Raw genomic sequence first — 21708 nt, forward strand, 5'->3', positions numbered from 1 at the left:
TGACCAACAGGACAACAAACAATCCGAAATCGCGTAACGGCCATCGCGAGCAGGCTCACTCCTACAGGGGAATGCGGTCAACTGTAGGAGTGAGCCTGCTCGCGATAGCGCCCTCAAGGCCAATAAAAGTGCAACTGCCAAAAGCCCTGCCAGCGCTTGGTGCGCTAAGGTGTAACGAAACGTTAGCGCCGCCCCGCAGTCAGTAGCTCATTCGCTCTCTTCGGCAAAAGGCCCGCCATGCTCACAATCCTCAAGCAAGAAAGCTTTCTGCTCCTGGCCGTCATCGCCGCGTGCATCGCCTATCCGTTGGAACACTGGATGTTGCACAGCGGCCAGATCGTCGCGCTGACTGCAGGCCTGGTGCTGATCGCTTTCATCGTCGCCGCCTCGATGCGCGTCGCCCATCACGCCGAATTGCTCGCGGAAAAGGTCGGCGACCCTTACGGCACGATGATCCTCACGCTCGCGGCTGTGCTGGTCGAAGTGGTGATTCTCGCGATCATGATGAGCAACGAAGCGTCGCCCACGTTAGTGCGCGACACGATCTATTCGGCGGTGATGCTCGACATCAACGGCATCCTCGGCCTCGCCGCGCTGATGGGCGGGATCAAGCACGGCGAACAGTCGTACAACGACGATTCCGCGCGCAGCTACAGCGTGATGATCCTCACCGCCATGGGCGTATCGATGGTGGTGCCGGAGTTTATTCCCGAGGCCAACTGGAAGATCTATTCGGCGTTCACCATCGGTGCAATGGTGGTGCTTTACGCGCTGTTTCTGCGCATGCAAGTCGGCCCGCACAGTTACTTTTTCAGCTACAGCTACCCGGACAAACGCCGCAAGAAAGAACCGCAGGACGCGCAGGCGAAAGCACCGGGCATCGGCCTGTCGATCGGCATTCTGGTGTTTGGCATTGTGGTGATCGGCGCATTGGCCGAAGTGATGTCGAAGACCCTCGATCTGGGCCTGGAAGGCACGGGCGCACCGCCGGTGATCACGGCGATTCTGGTCGCGGCGATTTCCGCGGCGCCGGAGATTTTGACGGCGTTGCGTGCAGCGTTGGCCAACCGCATGCAGTCGGTGGTGAACATTGCGATGGGCGCGTCATTGTCGACGGTGATTCTGACCGTGCCAGTGATGGAGGCGATGGCGCTGTACACCGGCCAACCGTTTCAAATGGCGATGACGCCGGTGCAGACGGTGATGATCTTCATCACGCTGATCGTCAGCGCGATCAACCTAAATGATGGTGAGACCAATGCCATTGAGGGCATGACCCACTTCGTATTGTTTGCGACCTTCATCATGCTGTCCCTGCTGGGCCTTTGAGGCTGACAGAAACCAATGTGGGAGCGAGCCTGCTCGCGAAAGCGGTGTGTCATTCAACAAACATGTTGTCTGACACTCCCTCTTCGCGAGCAGGCTCGCTCCCACAGTTTTGAACGGCGGTGTATCAGGTACCGGCGATCAACTGGCGAGCCGCCTGGCTGTGATCGGCGATCAGGCCTTTCAGGTCAAGGCCTTCAACCTGGCCATCAACCACGCGCCACTTGCCACCAATCATCACCCGATCCGCACGATCAGCACCGCACAGCAGCAGCGCCGAAATTGGATCATGGCTGCCGGAGAAACGCAGCTCATCAAGCTTGAACAACGCCAGATCCGCCTGCTTGCCCACGGCAATCTCACCAATATCGGTACGGCCCAGCAAGCTCGCCGACCCCTTGGTCGCCCAGCCCAGAACGCGCTCCGGCGTAATCTTTTCGGCGCCGTAACGCAGACGCTGGATGTACAACGCCTGACGCGCTTCGAGAATCATGTTCGACGCATCGTTGGACGCCGACCCATCCACGCCCAGACCAAACAGCGCACCCGCGTCAGTCAGATCGATACTCGGGCAGATGCCGGAAGCCAGACGCATGTTCGAACTCGGGCAATGGCAGATACCGGTGCCCGCCTCGCCGAGACGAGCGATTTCGTCCGGGTTGAAATGGATGCCGTGCGCCAGCCAAGTGCGCGGGCCGAGCCAGCCGACGCTGTCGAGATAATCGACAGTGCGCAGGCCGAAACGCTGCAGGCAGAAATCTTCTTCGTCGAGGGTTTCGGCCAAGTGCGTGTGCAGGCGCACGTCGAGCTTGTTCGCCAACTCAGCACTGGCCGACATGATTTCCGGAGTCACCGAGAACGGCGAGCACGGCGCCAGGGCGATCTGGATCTGCGCGCCGTCGCCACGTTCGTGGTACTCGTGAATCAGGCGCTGACTGTCGTCGAGAATCACCTGACCTTCCTGCACGGTCTGCTGCGGCGGCAGGCCACCGTCCTTCTCGCCGAGGCTCATCGAACCGCGAGTGAGCATGGCGCGCATGCCCAGTTCACGCACGGTTTCGACTTGCACGTCGATGGCGTTTTCCAGACCGTCGGGGAACAGGTAGTGGTGGTCGGCAGCGGTGGTGCAGCCGGACAGCAGCAATTCGGCCAAAGCCACTTTGGTGGCGAGGGCGAGTTTTTCCGGTGTCAGGCGCGCCCACACCGGGTACAGGGTTTTCAGCCACGGGAACAACGGCTGATTGACCACTGGGGCCCAGGCGCGAGTCAGGGTTTGATAGAAGTGGTGGTGGGTGTTGATCAGGCCCGGCAGGATCACATGCTCGCGGGCATCGAACACTGCATTGCACGGCGCCGACGGCTGCTGGCCAGCGGCGAGGACTTCGACGATGACACCGTCTTGCACGACTAGACCGCCACGGGCATCAAGCGCGTTGGAAGTGAAAATGGCGAGGGGATTTTTTAACCAGGTACGGGTCGCGGGCATGTTGCCGGCTCCTCTGAAAATGGGGTTCAGGGTTGCCAGCTCAGTGATGCCCTGTCTGCTGATCCAGGGTCGCCGCGTGGACGAGGTGCGCAGTTTCAAACAAAACGCCGCATCGGGCAAGCCCAACCCGACCATTCACCACGGTCCCTTGTAGGAGTGAGCCTGCTCGCGATAGCGGTGTATCAGGCAACACTTTTGCTGAATGACACACCGCTATCGCGAGCTGGCTCACTCCTACAGGGGATTTGCGTGCTTACCAGGGAATAGTTTCACCCTTGTAATTGATGAAGTGATGCCCACCCTTGCCGGTATACGCATTCACCTGATCGACCAGCCCACGGGTGCTGGTTTCCACGTCAAGGTCCGCCCCTTCGCCGCCCATGTCGGTCTTCACCCAACCCGGATGCAGCGACAACACGGTCATCTTCTGCTCGCCCAATTGCGTGACAAAACTGTTGGTCATCGAATTCAGCGCAGCCTTGCTCGCCTTGTACAGCGCCAGCTCCGGCGCGTCCGGCACGGTCACGCTGCCCAGTCCGGAACTCATGAACGCCAGCACACCGCTGCCGTCACGAATCTGCCCGGCAAAACGCTGAGCCAGATTGATCGGCGCCACCGCGTTGGTAAAAAACAGCTGACCGACTTCAGCCAGTGTCGCGCCGCCAGGGGTTTGATCGGCCGGGCCTTTGACCCCGGCGTTGACGAACAGCAAGTCGAAGGTTTCGCCCTTGAGCTGTTGGCTCAGAGCAATGACCGCTTGCTGATCGTCCATGTCGAGCTTCTCGATCCGCACCTTGCCTAATGCTTGGAGCGCATCGGCATTGGCAGGATTGCGCACGGTGGCGGTGACTTGCCAGCCGTCGGCCAGCAGGGTTTTCACCAGACCGAGGCCAAGGCCCCGGGAGGCGCCGATAATCAGTGCGTTTTTTGCAGACATGATGGGCTTCCTTGATGAATGAGGATCATGGATTCAATGGACAGGCCTGACCGAGGCGAAGTTGCAACTCCTGCCGCAGCGCATCAAGTTCGCGCATGCGGGTTTCGATCAATTGCAGTTTGTCGCGCAGCAACTGCGCCACGGCGTTCTCCGGATCTGGCGCGCTCCACAATGCGGCAACGCTGTCGCCGATCTCGCCGAGGGTAAATCCCAGGCGCTGCGCGGTTTTGATGTAGAGCACCAGTTGCACCATCTCCGGCGGATAGTCGCGATAACCGTTGGCACTGCGTTGCGCCGCAATCAACCCGCGTTGCTCGTAGAAACGCAGGGTGTCACGGCTGACGGCGCTGGCCTGGGCTAACTCACCGATGCGCATGCTGGCTCTCAAAAGGGCTATTGACCCTCGAGCATACTCCAGGCTTTACCGTGGTGGCTCCCTGAATTTCTGGAGCATGGATGATGTGGACTTCAACGCAGTATCGCAACGTGGTGCGCGGCAGTGCCTGGTATGACTTGATCGTCACGGCAGCGTTTGCCACGCCGTGGAGTTTTGCCGCTTTGCATGGTTTTTTGACCGCGCTGAATTTACCCGGCGAACTGCCGGCGTTTCAGCCTGTGCATATGTTGATGGCGAATCTCTTGGGTTCGGTGGTGTGTGTTTGGGCGGTGCTGCGGATTCGTGATCCGCAGGCGCTTTATGGGCGCTATGACGCGGTGGCCAGATTTTTGTTTGCGGCTTGGCAGGGGTATGCCTTGCTCCACGGTGCCAGTTCGATATTGCTTGTTTTCCTGGTCTTCGAACTGGCGTGGGGCATTGCTCAGGCGTTGCCTGTAAGTAAGTCTTCGCGAGCAGGCTCGCTCCCACAGGGAGTCTGACTGAACTCGGTCAAATGTGGGAGCGAGCCTGCTCGCGAAGAGGCCCGCCGAAACAATAATTAATGCCCCGCCTGCCAAGGCTGCCCAAGCGACACCGGCGCATACAATCTTGTGCGCAACGCATCCCGCGACAACAACACCAGCACCACAATCGTCGCCACATACGGCAGCATCGCCAGCAAACTCGACGGAATCGCCAGCCCCAACCCCTGCGCCACCAAGTGCAGGATACTGGCGAGGCCAAACAGATACGCCCCGAGCAACAACCGCCATACTCGCCAACTGGCAAATACCACCAGCGCCAAGGCGATCCAGCCACGCCCGGCGGTCATGTTTTCCGCCCACATCGGCGTGTACGCCAGCGACAAATAAGCCCCGGCCAACCCGGCCATTGCCCCGCCAAACAGCACCGCCAGGGTCCGCACGGTCAACACCGGCAGCCCCATCGCACTGGCCGCATCCGGATTTTCTCCGACCGCTTGAATGATCAACCCGACACGACTTTTGACGATCACCCACGCCACCAGCGCAAACAGCGCGAACGACAGATACACCAGCAGATCCTGAGCAAACAGCATCCGCCCGATCAGCGGGATTTCACTCAGCCAAGGAATCGCCAACGGCTCAAAACCCGCCAGCGGTTTACCCACCCAAGCCGCACCGACAAAGGTCGACAGCCCGACACCAAAAATCGTCAGGGCCAACCCGGTCGCCACCTGATTGGCGTTGAACACCAGCGCCACCAAGGCAAACAGCGACGACAGCAACATCCCCGCGAGCATCGCCAACAACACGCCCAGCCACAGGTTGCCGCTGTTCAGCGCGACGATAAAACCGATCACCGCGCCAAACAGCATCATCCCTTCCTGCCCAAGATTGAGCACGCCGCTCTTTTCGCAAATCAGTTCACCCAGTGCCACCAGCAACAGCGGCGTGCCGCACCGCACCATGGCATAGAAAATATTGCTCAGCAGATCGATATCCATCACAGCGCTCCGGCAGTTACGGCGGTGGTCGAGGTGCGCTTCACCCAGCGCAGGTTCAGGCGTGGCCGATAGAGGATCAGCACGTCACAGGCGAGCAGGAAAAACAGCATCATTCCCTGAAACAACTGGGTGATCGCCTGCGGCAGGTTCAGGGTCATCTGCGCGCTCTCGCCACCGATATACAACAGCGCCATCAGCAGGCTCGAAAACAGAATCCCGATCGGATTCAGACGCCCAAGAAACGCCACGGTAATCGCCGCGTAGCCATAACCCGGCGACACCTGCGGCACCAATTGGCCAATCGGTCCGGTCACTTCGCAGACACCCGCCAGCCCGGCCAAGCCGCCGCTGATCAACAGCGCCAGCCAGATCAACCGCTTCTCGCGAAAGCCGACAAACCCCGCCGCACGCTTGTCCAGCCCGAGCACTTTGATCTGGAAACCGACAAAGCTTTTCTGCAACAACACCCACACCGCAACCAGTGCGAGCAGGGCGAAATACACCCCGGCATGCACGCGGCCATCCTCCATCAACAACGGCAAACGGCTGGCATCGCCGAACATCGCCGATTCGGGAAAGTTGAACCCGGCCGGATCCTTCAGCGGCCCGTGTACACAGAACAGCAACAGGTTCAGGGCGATGTAGTTGAGCATGATGCTGGTGAGGATTTCGTTGGCGTTGAAGCGTGTGCGCAACCATGCGGTCAGCCCGGCCCACGCCGCGCCGGCGAGGGTGCCGGTGAGCAGAATAAATACCAGCGCCCAACGACTTTGCATGCCGATGATGTTCACCGCCAAGGCACTGCCGGCGAGCGCGCCGAGGAGTAATTGGCCTTCGGCGCCGATGTTCCAGATTCGCGCCTGATAGGCCACTGCCAGGCCCAGCGCGCAAAGCAGAATCGGCAGCGCTTTGACCAGCAATTCGGAGACGCCATACAAGTCGCTGACCGGTGCGATCAGCAGCGTATGCAAGGTTTGCAGCGGATCATGACCAAGGGCTATAAACAGCAGCGAACCGCAACCAAGCGTCAGCGCCGCCGCCAATAACGGTGAGCACCACAGCATCAAACGCGATTGCTGGCCACGGGGTTCGAGGGAAAGCAGCATGTGGAAAACTCCGTTAAACCGTGGCGGCTGAAGGTGGGTTGTCGAACTGGCCGGCCATCCAGCCGCCGACATCGCTGAGTTGGGTATCGCCGGTGTTGTGCAGCGCCGACAGACGCCCGCCACACAACGCGCCGAGGCGATCGCTGATCTGGAACAGTTCGTCGAGATCTTCGGAAATCACCAGAATCGCCGCGCCGGCATCGCGCAGCGCGATCAGCGCGCGGTGAATGGTCGCGGCAGCACCAACGTCGACGCCCCAGGTTGGGTGCGCGGCGATCAGCAGTTTCGGTTGCTGAAGGATTTCCCGGCCGAGGATGAATTTCTGCAGATTGCCGCCGGACAAACTGCGCGCGGCAGTTTGCGTGTCCGGGGTTTTCACGCCGAAGCGCTGAATGATCTGTCGGGCGAGGGCTTCGACTTTGCCGCGTTCGATCAAACCGTGGCTGACCAAGCCTTGTTGGAACGCGGTAAGCAGAGCGTTATCGGCCAGACTCAATTCCGGCACCGCGCCATGGCCGAGACGTTCGGCGGGGACGAAAGCCAGGCCCAGTTTGCGTCGCGCATCCGGGCGTAAATCAGCGACGTGTTGTTCGGCGAATCGAATGGTCGCGGCTTGCGCCCGAGGCAAGGTTTGTTCGCCACTGAGCAGGGCCAGCAATTCATCCTGACCGTTGCCCGCGACCCCGGCGATGCCAACGATTTCACCGCTGCGCACTTGCACATCAATGTCCGTCAGCGAGCAGCCGAACGGATCCGGGTTGTGCCAACTCAATCCCTTCACCTGCAAAAACGCCGCGCCACCGCTGACCTTCGGATAGTCGCCAATCAACGCCGCCGCTTCGCCAACCATCAACTGCGCCAATTGCTGATCCGAACACTCCGCTGGCAGGCAATGCCCGGCCACTCGACCACCGCGCAGAACTGTCGCGCTGTGACACAACGCCCGAACCTCGGCGAGTTTGTGGCTGATAAACAGAATGCTGCAGCCTTCGGCAGCGAGGCGACGCAGGGTGATGAACAACTCATCGGCCTCCTGCGGCGTCAACACCGAAGTCGGTTCGTCGAGAATCAACAGGCGAATGTCCTGCATCAGGCAGCGAATGATTTCCACGCGCTGGCGCTCACCGATCGACAGGCTGTGGACAAGTCTTTCAGGCTCCAGCGCCATGCCGTAACGGCGTGACACTTCGCGAATTTTCGGTTCCAGTTGTTTCGGTGTGCCGGCCGCAGCGCCCATCGCCAGCGCAATGTTCTGCGCGACGCTGAGGGTTTCGAACAGCGAGAAATGCTGGAACACCATGCCGATGCCCAACTGCCGCGCCTGTGCCGGATTGCGGATGTTGACCCGCTGACCTTGCCAGAGCATCTCGCCCGAATCGGCCTGGGTAACGCCGTAGATGATCTTCATCAGGGTGCTTTTGCCCGCACCGTTTTCACCGAGCAGGGCATGGATTTCCCCGGGTGCGATGCTCAGGTCGATGGCGTCATTGGCCAGACAACCGGGGTAGCGTTTACTGATATGGCGCAATTGCAGGCGCGGGAGGGGAGGAGCGATTGGCATGACAGGCTCGACTTGCTTGGAGTTGTACCTGTGGATAAAGCAATTTCCTGGCCATTGAGTCAGGAACACGGGCGGGCCGCGTGTGGAGGTGCTTGGCGCAGAGCATTCAGGAGCGAATCACGCGCGACGGCGGCACCAATTCAGAGCAAAGCCGTTGAACGGGCGCCAGTTTTGCCCGTCGGCAACTGATCAAAAAACGAGCAAAACCTTGTGGACTAGGCGGGACCTGCGACTGCGCCAGCCATGAACGGGTTATCCACAGGTTGCTCCACAGTTATTGTGCGCAAGCTGCAAACCCGGGCATAAGCACTGCGGTGCTTTCTTCTAATGGTGATAAACCGCGCTAACTGACTGTTTCTGTTTGAAAATTTCGTTTCGTCGGGTGAATTGAACGAAAAGTGAACAAACCGCGCAAAGCCACGTGACAGAAGGGTTACAGCGAAATGTACTCAGGTTATCCACAGTCGGGTGCACAGCCGATGTGGGCAACTCTGTGGAATAAGGAAATTCGGGATCGCCCCAAAAGATCGCAGCCTTCGGCAGCTCCTAAAGGGGAACGCATTTCAAGTGTAGGAGCTGCGGAACGCTCGGGCCGCGATCGGACGATCTTTTGATCTTTTGATCTTTTATCGTTGAAGCAAAATCCGCCCACGGCTCAAATCAGCAAGTTGCGTTTGCAAGACCTCGATCTGCGCTTCCCCCACAGCCAACTTCAACTCAACGCCGTTTGCCGTGAAGTTTTCTTCGACAACCAATCCACCCAAGTCCGCAACGCGCAACTTCACCAACGCCAACTCGGCAAACCCGCACGCACAACTCAACGGCACCCGACTGATCAACTCAATCTTCGCCGCCGTCTGTAAACATTTGTTCGCCCCACCGCCATACGCTCGGGCCAACCCACCAGTGCCAAGTTGAATGCCGCCATACCAACGAATCACCAGCACCGCGACCTGATCGCAATCCTGCGCTTCAATCGCCGCGAGAATCGGCCGACCCGCCGTGCCGCCCGGTTCGCCGTCATCATTGCTACGGTATTGATCGCCGAGCTTCCACGCCCAGCAATTGTGCGAGGCGTTGAGATCGCTGTGTTGTTCGAAAAAAGCCTGCGCCTCGGCAGGGCTGCCGATCGGCGTGGCGAAAGTGATAAAGCGGCTTTTGCGAATCTCTTCGCGGTACTCGCAAAAACCGCTGAGGGTGAAAGGCATAAACGTCTTATAGAGAAGGAGTGAGGCCGCAGCCTTTGAGAATGATGCGGATCAGGTTGTTGCCGGCGTCTTCCATGTCCTGCTTGGTCAGCTTGCTGCGACCGCTGACGCGACAGATCTGCGTGGCGAAATCCGCGTAATGCTGAGTGCTGCCCCACAACAGGAAGATCAGGTGCACCGGATCCACCGGGTCCATTTTGCCGGCATCGATCCACGCCTGAAACACCGCTGCGCGGCCAGTGAACCAGGCGCGGTAATCCTGATTGAAATATTCGCTCAGGCATTCGCCGCCGCTGATCACTTCCATCGCGAAGATCCGCGAGGCTTGTGGTTGGCGACGGGAAAATTCCATCTTGGCGCGAATATAGCGAGTCAGTGCTTCGGCCGGATCGTCCTCGGCGGTGAGGGTGTTGAAGGTGCTGTCCCACAGCTCGATGATGTTGCTCAGCACCGCCACGTACAAACCGAGTTTGTTGGTGAAGTAGTAATGCAGGTTCGCCTTGGGCAACCCGGCATTCTGCGCGATGGTGTTCATGCTGGTGCCTTTGTACCCGTGACGGGCGAACTCGTCTTCGGCGGCTTTGAGGATGGTCTCTTCGTTCTTCTGACGAATGCGGCTGGCGGGTTTGCCGCCATGGGCTGGGACTTCAAAGGTCATAGGTACTTCCGGGTTTGTCTGTGGGTGCAACCAAGTGCGTTGATAGCGCACCCACAGGCATCCGACAAGTCTTTGCGCGATAAAACCGTTATGCCTGTTCGATCTTGTTCAGCGATGCGTGCGCTTCAGCGGCCTCGGTTTTCGACTCCGGCAGCAGCAGGCAAAGGATGATTGCGGTCAGGCCGCCGCTGGTGATCGCTGAATCAAACAGGTTTTGCACCAGTTTCGGCAGCAGGTGCAGCAGGTTCGGTTGTGCGGCAATGCCCAGGCCGACGCCGAACGACGTGGCGATGATCAACATGCTGCGTCGATCCAGTGGCGACTGCGCGAGGATGCGCACGCCGGCAGCGGCCACCGCGCCGAACATCACCAGGGTCGCGCCGCCGAGCACCGGTTTCGGAATCTGTTGCAGCACCGCGCCGATCATTGGAAACATACCCAGACAAAACAGGATCGCGCCGATGTACAGCCCGACGTAACGGCTGGCGACGCCGGTCAACTGGATCACGCCGTTGTTCTGCGCAAACGTGGTGTTGGGGAAGGCGCTGAAGGTCGCGGCGATCATGCAGCTCACGCCATCGCCGAGTACGCCACCGCGCAAGCGGCTTATATAAGAAGGGCCGCTGATCGGTTGGCGAGCGAGCATGCAATTGGCGGTGAGGTCGCCGACGGTTTCGATGGTGCTGATCAGATAAATCAGCGCGACCGGCAGGAAAGCCGTCCAGTCGAAGCTGAAGCCAAACTTGAACGGCGTAGGAAAGCTCACCAGCGGCAAGTCAGGCAATGGTTGCGGCAGCAGTTTCCCACTGAACCACGCGGCCAGACTGCCCAGCAGCAAACCGATGATGATTGCCGACAAGCGCACCCATGGCGTGTTCGAGCGGTTGAGCAGAATGATCGTCAGCAACACAAACACGCCCAGCGCCAGATTGCCCGGCGCACCGAAGTCCGTCGCATTGAAGCCACCGCCCAGATCGGTGATACCAACCTTGATCAGGCTGATGCCAATGAGAGTGATGACGATCCCGGTCACTAGCGGCGTAACCACGCGACGCAGTTGACCGATGAAGCGGCTGAGAACGATCTGCACGATTGCGCCGAAAAAGCACACACCGAAAATCATCGCCAGAATGTCTTCCGGGCTGCCGCCACGTTGCTTGACCAGAAACCCCGCCGACAGCACCGCGCCGAGAAAGGCGAAACTGGTGCCCTGCAGACAAATCATCCCCGCGCCGATGCCGAACGGCCGCCGCGCCTGAATAAAGGTGCCGACGCCCGAAACCATCAACGCCATGCTGATCAAGTAAGGCAAATAGGCGGTCAACCCGAGCGCCGAGCCGATCACCAGCGGCGGGGTGATGATGCCGACGAAACTGGCGAGCACGTGTTGCAGCGCGGCAAGGGTGGCGGCGAGTGGTTTGGGGCGGTCATCGAGGCCGTAGATCAGGTCGCTGGACGGTGCGGAATCTGGCTGCATGGCTGAAGGCTTCTTATCAAAGGAACGAAGTAATTCTTCCTCTGCAAAAACCTGTCCACTTGCTCAGCTTTATCGGCAAATAACCCGCAAATGCAGGAGCTGCCGCAGGCTGCGATCTTTTGATCTTGCCTTCAACGCGTCGCCGCCAGACTCTCCAAAAAGCTCTCCAGCACCAAATGAGGGCGCCGCCCCTTGCGCGTGACCGATGCGAGGCTCAAGTCATAAAAACGCGTTTGCGATTTCAGCGCACGCAACCGACCTTGCTGCACCCAAAGACTGGCGTAATGATCCGGCAAATACCCGATGTAACGTCCGGTCAGGATCAGAAACGCCATGCCTTCACGGTCAGAAGCACTGGCCGTGCAATTGAGCGCCTGATAATGCGCCTGAATATCCGCCGGCAAACGAAACGTCGGCGCAATCGCGTCCTGACTGTTCAGGCGTTCGTCATCCAGTTGCTTGTCATCGACGTAAAACAACGGATGGCCCACCGCGCAATAAAGCAGCGAACGCTCGCTGTACAGCGGTTGATATTCCAGTCCCGACAGTGCACTGGCCTGCGGCACCACGCCAACATGCAGCCGCCCATCAAGCACGCCTTGCTCGACTTCATTCGGCGCAATCATGCGGATCTGGATCTGCACGTCCGGCCCGCGCTCCTTCAACTGGGCGAGGGCGTGGGTGATACGCATGTGGGGGAGGGTGACGAGGTTGTCGGTCAGGCCGATGATCAGCTCACCGCGCAAATGCTGGTGCAGACCGTTGACCTCGGTGCGGAAACTTTCCAGCGCACTTAACAGTTGCAGCGCCGATTGATACACCTCGCGACCTTCTTCGGTCAGCGAAAACCCGGCGCGACCACGCTGGCACAGACGCAAACCGAGGCGCTGCTCCAGGTCGCTCATCTGTTGGCTGATCGCCGAACGACCGATGCCGAGCACGGTTTCCGCTGCCGAGAAGCCGCCGCATTCCACCACGCTGCGAAAAATCCGCAGCAGGCGAATATCAAAGTCACTGACCTGGGCCAGCGGATCGGGGCGGCGGCTGCTCATCTTATTGTTCTCATTGTTTAGCAAAGTTCTAACTGAAGGTTAGAAGAGTTGAATTTCACCGACTTTATCGCCGTGGCAATTTAGCTGCAACAACGCTTTTTATCTCCCTGACGCTTATGCCCTGCGAGGTTTTGCCCGATGAACATGCCTGAAAACGCGCCGTCGCCACTGGCCAGCCAACTGAAGCTGGACGCGCACTGGATGCCGTACACCGCCAACCGCAACTTCCAGCGCGACCCGCGTTTGATCGTTGGCGCCGAAGGCAGCTGGCTGATCGACGACAAGGGCCGCAAGGTATATGACTCGCTGTCTGGCCTGTGGACTTGTGGCGCAGGCCACACCCGCAAGGAAATTCAGGAAGCGGTCTCGAAACAGTTGGGCACCCTCGATTACTCGCCGGGCTTCCAGTACGGCCACCCGTTGTCGTTCCAGTTGGCCGAGAAAATCACCGAGCTGACCCCGGGCAACCTCAATCACGTGTTCTTCACTGACTCGGGTTCCGAGTGCGCCGACACCGCGGTGAAAATGGTCCGTGCCTACTGGCGCTTGAAAGGCCAGTCGACCAAAACCAAAATGATCGGCCGTGCCCGTGGCTACCACGGCGTGAACATCGCCGGCACCAGCCTTGGCGGCGTCAACGGCAACCGCAAGCTGTTCGGTCAGGCGATGATGGACGTCGATCACCTGCCACACACGCTGCTGGCCAGCAACGCTTTCTCCCGTGGCATGCCGGAGCAGGGCGGTATCGCGCTGGCCGATGAGCTGCTGAAGCTGATCGAACTGCACGATGCTTCGAACATTGCCGCCGTATTCGTAGAACCTATGGCCGGTTCCGCTGGCGTACTGGTACCGCCGCAGGGTTATCTGAAGCGTCTGCGCGAGATCTGCGATCAGCACAGCATCCTGCTGGTCTTCGACGAAGTGATCACCGGTTTCGGCCGTACCGGCAACATGTTCGGTGCCGACACCTTTGGCGTTACTCCGGACCTGATGTGCATCGCCAAGCAAGTCACCAACGGCGCGATCCCGATGGGCGCAGTGATTGCCAGCTCCGAGATCTACCAGACCTTCATGAACCAGCCGACCCCGGAATACGCCGTGGAATTCCCGCACGGCTACACCTACTCGGCGCACCCGGTAGCTTGCGCCGCAGGTCTTGCAGCACTCGACCTGCTGCAAAAGGAAAACCTGGTGCAGAGCGTCGCTGAAGTCGCACCGCATTTTGAAAACGCGCTGCATGGCCTGAAAGGCTCGAAGAACGTTATCGACATCCGTAACTTCGGCCTGGCCGGTGCGATCCAGATTGCCGGTCGTGACGGCGACGCCATCGTGCGTCCGTTCGAGGCGGGTATGGCCCTGTGGAAAGCCGGGTTCTACGTGCGCTTCGGCGGCGACACCCTGCAGTTCGGCCCAACCTTCAACAGCAAGCCGCAAGACCTCGATCGTCTGTTCGACGCGGTCGGCGAAGTGCTGAACAAGCTCGACTGATTTTTCCTTCTATATAGCTATGCAAATAGCAGGCGCCTCTTGCGGGCGTCTGCGCACAAGAATTCAGGAGTTTTCGATGAGCGTTATCCCGCATTTGATCAACGGCGAACTGGTGACCGAGAACGGTCGCGCGGTAGATGTGTTCAACCCGTCTACCGGTCAGGCTATCCACAAGCTGCCACTGGCCAGCCAGGCAACCATCCAGAAAGCCATCGATGCCGCCAAGGCTGCGTTCCCGGCCTGGCGCAACACGCCACCGGCCAAACGTGCGCAGGTGATGTTCCGCTTCAAGCAACTGCTGGAGCAGAACGAAGCGCGCATCTCGCAATTGATCAGCGAAGAGCACGGCAAGACTCTGGAAGACGCCGCCGGTGAATTGAAGCGCGGTATCGAGAACGTCGAGTTCGCGTGCGCAGCGCCAGAAATCCTCAAGGGCGAGTACAGCCGCAACGTCGGCCCGAACATCGACGCATGGTCGGACTTTCAGCCGCTGGGCATCGTTGCCGGGATCACCCCGTTCAACTTCCCGGCCATGGTGCCGCTGTGGATGTACCCGTTGGCGATCGTCTGCGGCAACTGCTTCATCCTCAAACCGTCCGAGCGCGATCCGAGCTCCACTCTGCTGATCGCTCAGCTGCTGCTGGAAGCCGGTCTGCCGAAAGGCGTGATGAGCGTGGTGCACGGTGACAAGACTGCGGTGGACGCCTTGATCGAAGCGCCGGAAGTCAAAGCGCTGAGCTTCGTTGGTTCGACGCCGATTGCAGAATACATTTACGCCGAAGGCACCAAGCGCGGCAAACGCGTTCAGGCGCTGGGCGGCGCGAAGAACCACGCGGTGCTGATGCCGGATGCCGATCTGGACAATGCGGTCAGCGCACTGATGGGCGCGGCCTACGGTTCCTGCGGTGAGCGCTGCATGGCGATCTCGGTTGCCGTGTGTGTTGGCGATCAAGTGGCAGATGCGCTTGTGGCCAAACTGGTTCCACAGATTCAGGCGCTGAAAATCGGTGCCGGCACTTCGTGCGGTCTGGATATGGGCCCACTGGTAACCGGTCAGGCGCGCGACAAGGTCAGCGGTTACGTGGATGACGGCGTGGCAGCGGGCGCGACCCTGGTGGTCGACGGTCGTGGTTTCAGCGTGGCCGGTCACGAAGAAGGCTTCTTCCTCGGCGGCTGCCTGTTCGACAACGTCACCCCGCAAATGCGCATCTATAAAGAAGAGATCTTCGGTCCGGTCCTGTGCATCGTTCGCGTGAATAGCCTGGAAGAGGCGATGCAACTGATCAACGATCACGAATACGGCAACGGCACCTGCATCTTCACCCGTGACGGTGAAGCCGCGCGTCTGTTCTGCGACGAGATCGAAGTCGGCATGGTTGGCGTTAACGTGCCGCTGCCGGTACCGGTGGCTTACCACAGCTTCGGCGGCTGGAAGCGCTCGCTGTTCGGCGACCTGCACGCTTATGGTCCGGATGGTGTGCGCTTCTACACCCGTCGCAAGGCGATCACTCAGCGCTGGCCGCAGCGTGCCAGCCATGAGGCTTCGCAGTTCGCCTTCCCTAGCTTGTAAGTAGAAGGGCGATGCAACGAAGGCCGACCCCTTGGGGTCGGCCTTCGTGTTTTCGGGGTTTTTTGACCGATGTGACAGAATTATGAAAATAGGTGTTGACGGCAGATTTCAGATGTCTATAATTCGCCCCACTTCCGGCGCAGTCGAAACGGAAAACTCCTTGAGATTCAATGAGTTATGTAGGTTTCGGCGGCAAGTTGCTTCAGTTCATCGAAGCCGAAAGGAAGTTGAAAAAGAGGTGTTGACAGCAGCGTGTAACGCTGTAGAATTCGCCTCCCGCTGACGAGAGATCGGAAGCGCAAGTGGTTGAAGTTGCTGAAGAATTCTTCGAAAGCTTCTGAAAATAATCACTTGACAGCAAATGAGGCTGCTGTAGAATGCGCGCCTCGGTTGAGACGAAAGATCTTAACCAACCGCTCTTTAACAACTGAATCAAGCAATTCGTGTGGGTGCTTGTGGGGTCAGACTGATAGTCAACAAGATTATCAGCATCGCAAGTTACTCCGCGAGAAATCAAAGATGTAACCAACGATTGCTGAGCCAAGTTTAGGGTTTCTTAAAAACCCAAAGATGTTTGAACTGAAGAGTTTGATCATGGCTCAGATTGAACGCTGGCGGCAGGCCTAACACATGCAAGTCGAGCGGATGACAGGAGCTTGCTCCTGAATTCAGCGGCGGACGGGTGAGTAATGCCTAGGAATCTGCCTGGTAGTGGGGGACAACGTTTCGAAAGGAACGCTAATACCGCATACGTCCTACGGGAGAAAGCAGGGGACCTTCGGGCCTTGCGCTATCAGATGAGCCTAGGTCGGATTAGCTAGTTGGTGAGGTAATGGCTCACCAAGGCGACGATCCGTAACTGGTCTGAGAGGATGATCAGTCACACTGGAACTGAGACACGGTCCAGACTCCTACGGGAGGCAGCAGTGGGGAATATTGGACAATGGGCGAAAGCCTGATCCAGCCATGCCGCGTGTGTGAAGAAGGTCTTCGGATTGTAAAGCACTTTAAGTTGGGAGGAAGGGTTGTAGATTAATACTCTGCAATTTTGACGTTACCGACAGAATAAGCACCGGCTAACTCTGTGCCAGCAGCCGCGGTAATACAGAGGGTGCAAGCGTTAATCGGAATTACTGGGCGTAAAGCGCGCGTAGGTGGTTCGTTAAGTTGGATGTGAAATCCCCGGGCTCAACCTGGGAACTGCATTCAAAACTGTCGAGCTAGAGTATGGTAGAGGGTGGTGGAATTTCCTGTGTAGCGGTGAAATGCGTAGATATAGGAAGGAACACCAGTGGCGAAGGCGACCACCTGGACTGATACTGACACTGAGGTGCGAAAGCGTGGGGAGCAAACAGGATTAGATACCCTGGTAGTCCACGCCGTAAACGATGTCAACTAGCCGTTGGGAGCCTTGAGCTCTTAGTGGCGCAGCTAACGCATTAAGTTGACCGCCTGGGGAGTACGGCCGCAAGGTTAAAACTCAAATGAATTGACGGGGGCCCGCACAAGCGGTGGAGCATGTGGTTTAATTCGAAGCAACGCGAAGAACCTTACCAGGCCTTGACATCCAATGAACTTTCCAGAGATGGATTGGTGCCTTCGGGAACATTGAGACAGGTGCTGCATGGCTGTCGTCAGCTCGTGTCGTGAGATGTTGGGTTAAGTCCCGTAACGAGCGCAACCCTTGTCCTTAGTTACCAGCACGTAATGGTGGGCACTCTAAGGAGACTGCCGGTGACAAACCGGAGGAAGGTGGGGATGACGTCAAGTCATCATGGCCCTTACGGCCTGGGCTACACACGTGCTACAATGGTCGGTACAAAGGGTTGCCAAGCCGCGAGGTGGAGCTAATCCCATAAAACCGATCGTAGTCCGGATCGCAGTCTGCAACTCGACTGCGTGAAGTCGGAATCGCTAGTAATCGTGAATCAGAATGTCACGGTGAATACGTTCCCGGGCCTTGTACACACCGCCCGTCACACCATGGGAGTGGGTTGCACCAGAAGTAGCTAGTCTAACCTTCGGGAGGACGGTTACCACGGTGTGATTCATGACTGGGGTGAAGTCGTAACAAGGTAGCCGTAGGGGAACCTGCGGCTGGATCACCTCCTTAATCGACGACATCAGCTGCTCCATAAGTTCCCACACGAATTGCTTGATTCATTGAAGAAGACGAAAGAAGCAGCCTGTATCGGTTTGTAGCTGAGTTGGTTAGAGCGTACCCCATGCTTTGTGGTTAAGAGCAGGGTGAGGTCGGCCTTAGTAGCTCGAAATTGGGTCTGTAGCTCAGTTGGTTAGAGCGCACCCCTGATAAGGGTGAGGTCGGCAGTTCGAATCTGCCCAGACCCACCAATTTTGTGTGGGAAACGCCTGTAGAAATACGGGGCCATAGCTCAGCTGGGAGAGCGCCTGCCTTGCACGCAGGAGGTCAGCGGTTCGATCCCGCTTGGCTCCACCACTACTGCTTCTCTTGTATAAAGCTTAGAAATGAGCATTCCATTGTTGTGATGGTGAATGTTGATTTCTAGTCTTTGACTAGTTCGTTCTTTAAAAATTTGGGTATGTGATAGAAAGATAGACTGAACGTTACTTTCACTGGTAACGGATCAGGCTAAGGTAAAATTTGTGAGTTCTCTTAATTGAGAAATTCGAATTTTCGGCGAATGTCGTCTTCACAGTATAACCAGATTGCTTGGGGTTATATGGTCAAGTGAAGAAGCGCATACGGTGGATGCCTTGGCAGTCAGAGGCGATGAAAGACGTGGTAGCCTGCGAAAAGCTTCGGGGAGTCGGCAAACAGACTTTGATCCGGAGATGTCTGAATGGGGGAACCCAGCCATCATAAGATGGTTATCTTGTACTGAATACATAGGTGCAAGAGGCGAACCAGGGGAACTGAAACATCTAAGTACCCTGAGGAAAAGAAATCAACCGAGATTCCCTTAGTAGTGGCGAGCGAACGGGGACTAGCCCTTAAGTGGCTTTGAGATTAGCGGAACGCTCTGGAAAGTGCGGCCATAGTGGGTGATAGCCCTGTACGCGAAAATCTCTTAGTCATGAAATCGAGTAGGACGGAGCACGAGAAACTTTGTCTGAATATGGGGGGACCATCCTCCAAGGCTAAATACTACTGACTGACCGATAGTGAACTAGTACCGTGAGGGAAAGGCGAAAAGAACCCCGGAGAGGGGAGTGAAATAGATCCTGAAACCGTATGCGTACAAGCAGTGGGAGCAGACTTTGTTCTGTGACTGCGTACCTTTTGTATAATGGGTCAGCGACTTATTTTCAGTGGCGAGCTTAACCGAATAGGGGAGGCGTAGCGAAAGCGAGTCTTAATAGGGCGTCTAGTCGCTGGGAATAGACCCGAAACCGGGCGATCTATCCATGGGCAGGTTGAAGGTTGGGTAACACTAACTGGAGGACCGAACCGACTACCGTTGAAAAGTTAGCGGATGACCTGTGGATCGGAGTGAAAGGCTAATCAAGCTCGGAGATAGCTGGTTCTCCTCGAAAGCTATTTAGGTAGCGCCTCATGTATCACTGTAGGGGGTAGAGCACTGTTTCGGCTAGGGGGTCATCCCGACTTACCAAACCGATGCAAACTCCGAATACCTACAAGTGCCGAGCATGGGAGACACACGGCGGGTGCTAACGTCCGTCGTGAAAAGGGAAACAACCCAGACCGTCAGCTAAGGTCCCAAAGTTATGGTTAAGTGGGAAACGATGTGGGAAGGCTTAGACAGCTAGGAGGTTGGCTTAGAAGCAGCCACCCTTTAAAGAAAGCGTAATAGCTCACTAGTCGAGTCGGCCTGCGCGGAAGATGTAACGGGGCTCAAACCATACACCGAAGCTACGGGTATCATCTTCTGATGATGCGGTAGAGGAGCGTTCTGTAAGCCTGTGAAGGTGAGTTGAGAAGCTTGCTGGAGGTATCAGAAGTGCGAATGCTGACATGAGTAACGACAATGGGTGTGAAAAACACCCACGCCGAAAGACCAAGGTTTCCTGCGCAACGTTAATCGACGCAGGGTTAGTCGGTCCCTAAGGCGAGGCTGAAAAGCGTAGTCGATGGAAAACAGGTTAATATTCCTGTACTTCTGGTTATTGCGATGGAGGGACGGAGAAGGCTAGGCCAGCTTGGCGTTGGTTGTCCAAGTTTAAGGTGGTAGGCTGAGATCTTAGGTAAATCCGGGATCTTAAGGCCGAGAGCTGATGACGAGTGTTCTTTTAGAACACGAAGTGGTTGATGCCATGCTTCCAAGAAAAGCTTCTAAGCTTCAGGTAACCAGGAACCGTACCCCAAACCGACACAGGTGGTTGGGTAGAGAATACCAAGGCGCTTGAGAGAACTCGGGTGAAGGAACTAGGCAAAATGGCACCGTAACTTCGGGAGAAGGTGCGCCGGTGAGGGTGAAGGACTTGCTCCGTAAGCTCATGCCGGTCGAAGATACCAGGCCGCTGCGACTGTTTATTAAAAACACAGCACTCTGCAAACACGAAAGTGGACGTATAGGGTGTGACGCCTGCCCGGTGCCGGAAGGTTAATTGATGGGGTTAGCTAACGCGAAGCTCTTGATCGAAGCCCCGGTAAACGGCGGCCGTAACTATAACGGTCCTAAGGTAGCGAAATTCCTTGTCGGGTAAGTTCCGACCTGCACGAATGGCGTAACGATGGCGGCGCTGTCTCCACCCGAGACTCAGTGAAATTGAAATCGCTGTGAAGATGCAGTGTATCCGCGGCTAGACGGAAAGACCCCGTGAACCTTTACTATAGCTTTGCACTGGACTTTGAATTTGCTTGTGTAGGATAGGTGGGAGGCTTTGAAGCGTGGACGCCAGTTCGCGTGGAGCCATCCTTGAAATACCACCCTGGCAACTTTGAGGTTCTAACTCAGGTCCGTTATCCGGATCGAGGACAGTGTATGGTGGGTAGTTTGACTGGGGCGGTCTCCTCCTAAAGAGTAACGGAGGAGTACGAAGGTGCGCTCAGACCGGTCGGAAATCGGTCGTAGAGTATAAAGGCAAAAGCGCGCTTGACTGCGAGACAGACACGTCGAGCAGGTACGAAAGTAGGTCTTAGTGATCCGGTGGTTCTGTATGGAAGGGCCATCGCTCAACGGATAAAAGGTACTCCGGGGATAACAGGCTGATACCGCCCAAGAGTTCATATCGACGGCGGTGTTTGGCACCTCGATGTCGGCTCATCACATCCTGGGGCTGAAGCCGGTCCCAAGGGTATGGCTGTTCGCCATTTAAAGTGGTACGCGAGCTGGGTTTAGAACGTCGTGAGACAGTTCGGTCCCTATCTGCCGTGGACGTTTGAGATTTGAGAGGGGCTGCTCCTAGTACGAGAGGACCGGAGTGGACGAACCTCTGGTGTTCCGGTTGTCACGCCAGTGGCATTGCCGGGTAGCTATGTTCGGGAAAGATAACCGCTGAAAGCATCTAAGCGGGAAACTTGCCTCAAGATGAGATCTCACTGGAACCTTGAGTTCCCTGAAGGGCCGTCGAAGACTACGACGTTGATAGGTTGGGTGTGTAAGCGCTGTGAGGCGTTGAGCTAACCAATACTAATTGCCCGTGAGGCTTGACCATATAACACCCAAGCAATTTGCGTCGAAAGGCCAAGTTGCGGTGTGTGAAGACGAAACGAACCGAAAGTTCGATGTTCACAAACACCGAAAGCTGTCACATACCCGATTTGCTGAAGCGAGGCCATCTGGTCACGACTCAGTACCCGAATTTCTTGACGACCATAGAGCGTTGGAACCACCTGATCCCATCCCGAACTCAGCAGTGAAACGATGCATCGCCGATGGTAGTGTGGGGTTTCCCCATGTGAGAGTAGGTCATCGTCAAGATTAAATTCCGAAACCCCAATTGCGAAAGCAGTTGGGGTTTTGTTTTGCCCGCAGGAAAGTTCTTACAGCATTCACAGGCGCCGTCCGGCTGTCACAACCTGTCGACAATGCTA

The 21708-nt window shown here is 57.3% G+C and carries 14 protein-coding genes, 2 tRNA genes and 3 rRNA genes; 9 read left to right on the forward strand and 10 right to left on the reverse strand.

The features are described 5' to 3' along the window. The first annotated feature begins 237 nt into the window (after positions 1–237). Positions 238–1329: a calcium:proton antiporter gene (locus tag VY732_RS03405; protein ID WP_331694257.1), complete on the forward strand. Its 1092-nt coding sequence runs from the start codon at positions 238–240 to the stop codon at positions 1327–1329. A 124-nt stretch (positions 1330–1453) separates the two neighbouring features. On the opposite strand, the gene VY732_RS03410 is transcribed toward VY732_RS03405, so the two are convergent. The 3 genes from VY732_RS03410 to VY732_RS03420 form a co-directional block, all read right to left on the reverse strand. Continuing rightward, entirely contained in the window at positions 1454–2812 is a 1359-nt protein-coding gene (locus VY732_RS03410; protein ID WP_212623059.1) for an 8-oxoguanine deaminase, read from the reverse strand. 253 nt (positions 2813–3065) lie between these two features. Further along, positions 3066–3752: an SDR family oxidoreductase gene (locus tag VY732_RS03415; RefSeq protein WP_123594071.1), complete on the reverse strand. Its 687-nt coding sequence runs from the start codon at positions 3750–3752 to the stop codon at positions 3066–3068. A gap of 22 nt (positions 3753–3774) precedes the next feature. Continuing rightward, positions 3775–4125 (reverse strand): MerR family transcriptional regulator, encoded by a 351-nt coding sequence (locus VY732_RS03420; protein WP_137217608.1) that lies wholly within the window; start codon positions 4123–4125, stop codon positions 3775–3777. An 83-nt stretch (positions 4126–4208) separates the two neighbouring features. On the opposite strand from VY732_RS03420, the gene VY732_RS03425 reads away from it, so the two are divergent. Next, positions 4209–4625: a hypothetical protein gene (locus VY732_RS03425; RefSeq protein WP_331694260.1), complete on the forward strand. Its 417-nt coding sequence runs from the start codon at positions 4209–4211 to the stop codon at positions 4623–4625. 59 nt (positions 4626–4684) lie between these two features. On the opposite strand, the gene VY732_RS03430 is transcribed toward VY732_RS03425, so the two are convergent. From VY732_RS03430 to VY732_RS03460, 7 genes are all read right to left on the reverse strand, one after another. Then, positions 4685–5611 (reverse strand): ABC transporter permease, encoded by a 927-nt coding sequence (locus VY732_RS03430; protein WP_331694262.1) that lies wholly within the window; start codon positions 5609–5611, stop codon positions 4685–4687. Further along, a complete protein-coding gene (locus tag VY732_RS03435) occupies positions 5611–6717 on the reverse strand; it encodes an ABC transporter permease (RefSeq protein ID WP_331694263.1) in 1107 nt (368 codons plus the stop codon). Before VY732_RS03435 ends, VY732_RS03430 begins: the two co-directional genes overlap by 1 nt. 13 nt (positions 6718–6730) lie before the next feature. Further along, positions 6731–8278: an ABC transporter ATP-binding protein gene (locus VY732_RS03440; RefSeq protein WP_331694265.1), complete on the reverse strand. Its 1548-nt coding sequence runs from the start codon at positions 8276–8278 to the stop codon at positions 6731–6733. A gap of 626 nt (positions 8279–8904) precedes the next feature. After that, a complete protein-coding gene (locus VY732_RS03445) occupies positions 8905–9486 on the reverse strand; it encodes an IMPACT family protein (RefSeq protein WP_077570882.1) in 582 nt (193 codons plus the stop codon). 7 nt (positions 9487–9493) lie between these two features. Then, the gene (locus VY732_RS03450; protein WP_077570884.1) at positions 9494–10144 is read right to left on the reverse strand and encodes a TetR/AcrR family transcriptional regulator; all 651 of its coding nucleotides are present in this window, start codon (positions 10142–10144) and stop codon (positions 9494–9496) included. Between the two features lie 88 nt (positions 10145–10232). After that, the gene (locus tag VY732_RS03455) at positions 10233–11621 is read right to left on the reverse strand and encodes a uracil-xanthine permease family protein (protein ID WP_331694267.1); all 1389 of its coding nucleotides are present in this window, start codon (positions 11619–11621) and stop codon (positions 10233–10235) included. Between the two features lie 131 nt (positions 11622–11752). Then, a complete protein-coding gene (locus tag VY732_RS03460; protein ID WP_064387741.1) occupies positions 11753–12673 on the reverse strand; it encodes a LysR family transcriptional regulator in 921 nt (306 codons plus the stop codon). Between the two features lie 138 nt (positions 12674–12811). Between VY732_RS03460 and VY732_RS03465 the strand changes: the two genes are divergently transcribed. The 7 genes from VY732_RS03465 (at position 12812) to rrf (ending at position 21595) form a co-directional block, all read left to right on the forward strand. Continuing rightward, complete coding sequence (locus VY732_RS03465; RefSeq protein ID WP_116033320.1) at positions 12812–14161, forward strand: aspartate aminotransferase family protein; 1350 nt, start codon at positions 12812–12814, stop codon at positions 14159–14161. 76 nt (positions 14162–14237) lie between these two features. Continuing rightward, entirely contained in the window at positions 14238–15731 is a 1494-nt protein-coding gene (locus VY732_RS03470; RefSeq protein WP_077570889.1) for a CoA-acylating methylmalonate-semialdehyde dehydrogenase, read from the forward strand. Between the two features lie 576 nt (positions 15732–16307). After that, positions 16308–17844, forward strand: a 16S ribosomal RNA gene (locus tag VY732_RS03475). A gap of 162 nt (positions 17845–18006) precedes the next feature. After that, a tRNA-Ile gene (locus tag VY732_RS03480) sits at positions 18007–18083 on the forward strand. Positions 18084–18113: 30 nt separating this feature from the next. Continuing rightward, positions 18114–18189 (forward strand) — tRNA-Ala (locus VY732_RS03485). Between the two features lie 246 nt (positions 18190–18435). Next, positions 18436–21329, forward strand: a 23S ribosomal RNA gene (locus VY732_RS03490). Positions 21330–21479: 150 nt separating this feature from the next. After that, positions 21480–21595 (forward strand): 5S ribosomal RNA (gene rrf / locus VY732_RS03495). The 16S, 23S and 5S rRNA genes sit together here with 2 tRNA genes alongside, the layout of an rRNA operon. The last annotated feature ends 113 nt before the right edge of the window (positions 21596–21708 follow it).

This window comes from Pseudomonas sp. ZY71, from assembly GCF_036542145.1.
Classification (GTDB): Bacteria; Pseudomonadota; Gammaproteobacteria; order Pseudomonadales; family Pseudomonadaceae; genus Aquipseudomonas; species Aquipseudomonas koreensis_A.

What these genes read in the sequence shown, in the direction of transcription:
- VY732_RS03405 (WP_331694257.1), top strand. Translation starts at nt 238, where the DNA reads ATGCTCACAATCCTCAAGCAAGAAAGCTTTCTGCTCCTGGCCGTCATC.
- VY732_RS03410 (WP_212623059.1), bottom strand. Translation starts at nt 2,812, where the DNA reads ATGCCCGCGACCCGTACCTGGTTAAAAAATCCCCTCGCCATTTTCACT.
- VY732_RS03420 (WP_137217608.1), bottom strand. Translation starts at nt 4,125, where the DNA reads ATGCGCATCGGTGAGTTAGCCCAGGCCAGCGCCGTCAGCCGTGACACC.
- VY732_RS03425 (WP_331694260.1), top strand. Translation starts at nt 4,209, where the DNA reads ATGTGGACTTCAACGCAGTATCGCAACGTGGTGCGCGGCAGTGCCTGG.
- VY732_RS03430 (WP_331694262.1), bottom strand. Translation starts at nt 5,611, where the DNA reads ATGGATATCGATCTGCTGAGCAATATTTTCTATGCCATGGTGCGGTGC.
- VY732_RS03435 (WP_331694263.1), bottom strand. Translation starts at nt 6,717, where the DNA reads ATGCTGCTTTCCCTCGAACCCCGTGGCCAGCAATCGCGTTTGATGCTG.
- VY732_RS03440 (WP_331694265.1), bottom strand. Translation starts at nt 8,278, where the DNA reads ATGCCAATCGCTCCTCCCCTCCCGCGCCTGCAATTGCGCCATATCAGT.
- VY732_RS03445 (WP_077570882.1), bottom strand. Translation starts at nt 9,486, where the DNA reads ATGCCTTTCACCCTCAGCGGTTTTTGCGAGTACCGCGAAGAGATTCGC.
- VY732_RS03450 (WP_077570884.1), bottom strand. Translation starts at nt 10,144, where the DNA reads ATGACCTTTGAAGTCCCAGCCCATGGCGGCAAACCCGCCAGCCGCATT.
- VY732_RS03455 (WP_331694267.1), bottom strand. Translation starts at nt 11,621, where the DNA reads ATGCAGCCAGATTCCGCACCGTCCAGCGACCTGATCTACGGCCTCGAT.
- VY732_RS03460 (WP_064387741.1), bottom strand. Translation starts at nt 12,673, where the DNA reads ATGAGCAGCCGCCGCCCCGATCCGCTGGCCCAGGTCAGTGACTTTGAT.
- VY732_RS03465 (WP_116033320.1), top strand. Translation starts at nt 12,812, where the DNA reads ATGAACATGCCTGAAAACGCGCCGTCGCCACTGGCCAGCCAACTGAAG.
- VY732_RS03470 (WP_077570889.1), top strand. Translation starts at nt 14,238, where the DNA reads ATGAGCGTTATCCCGCATTTGATCAACGGCGAACTGGTGACCGAGAAC.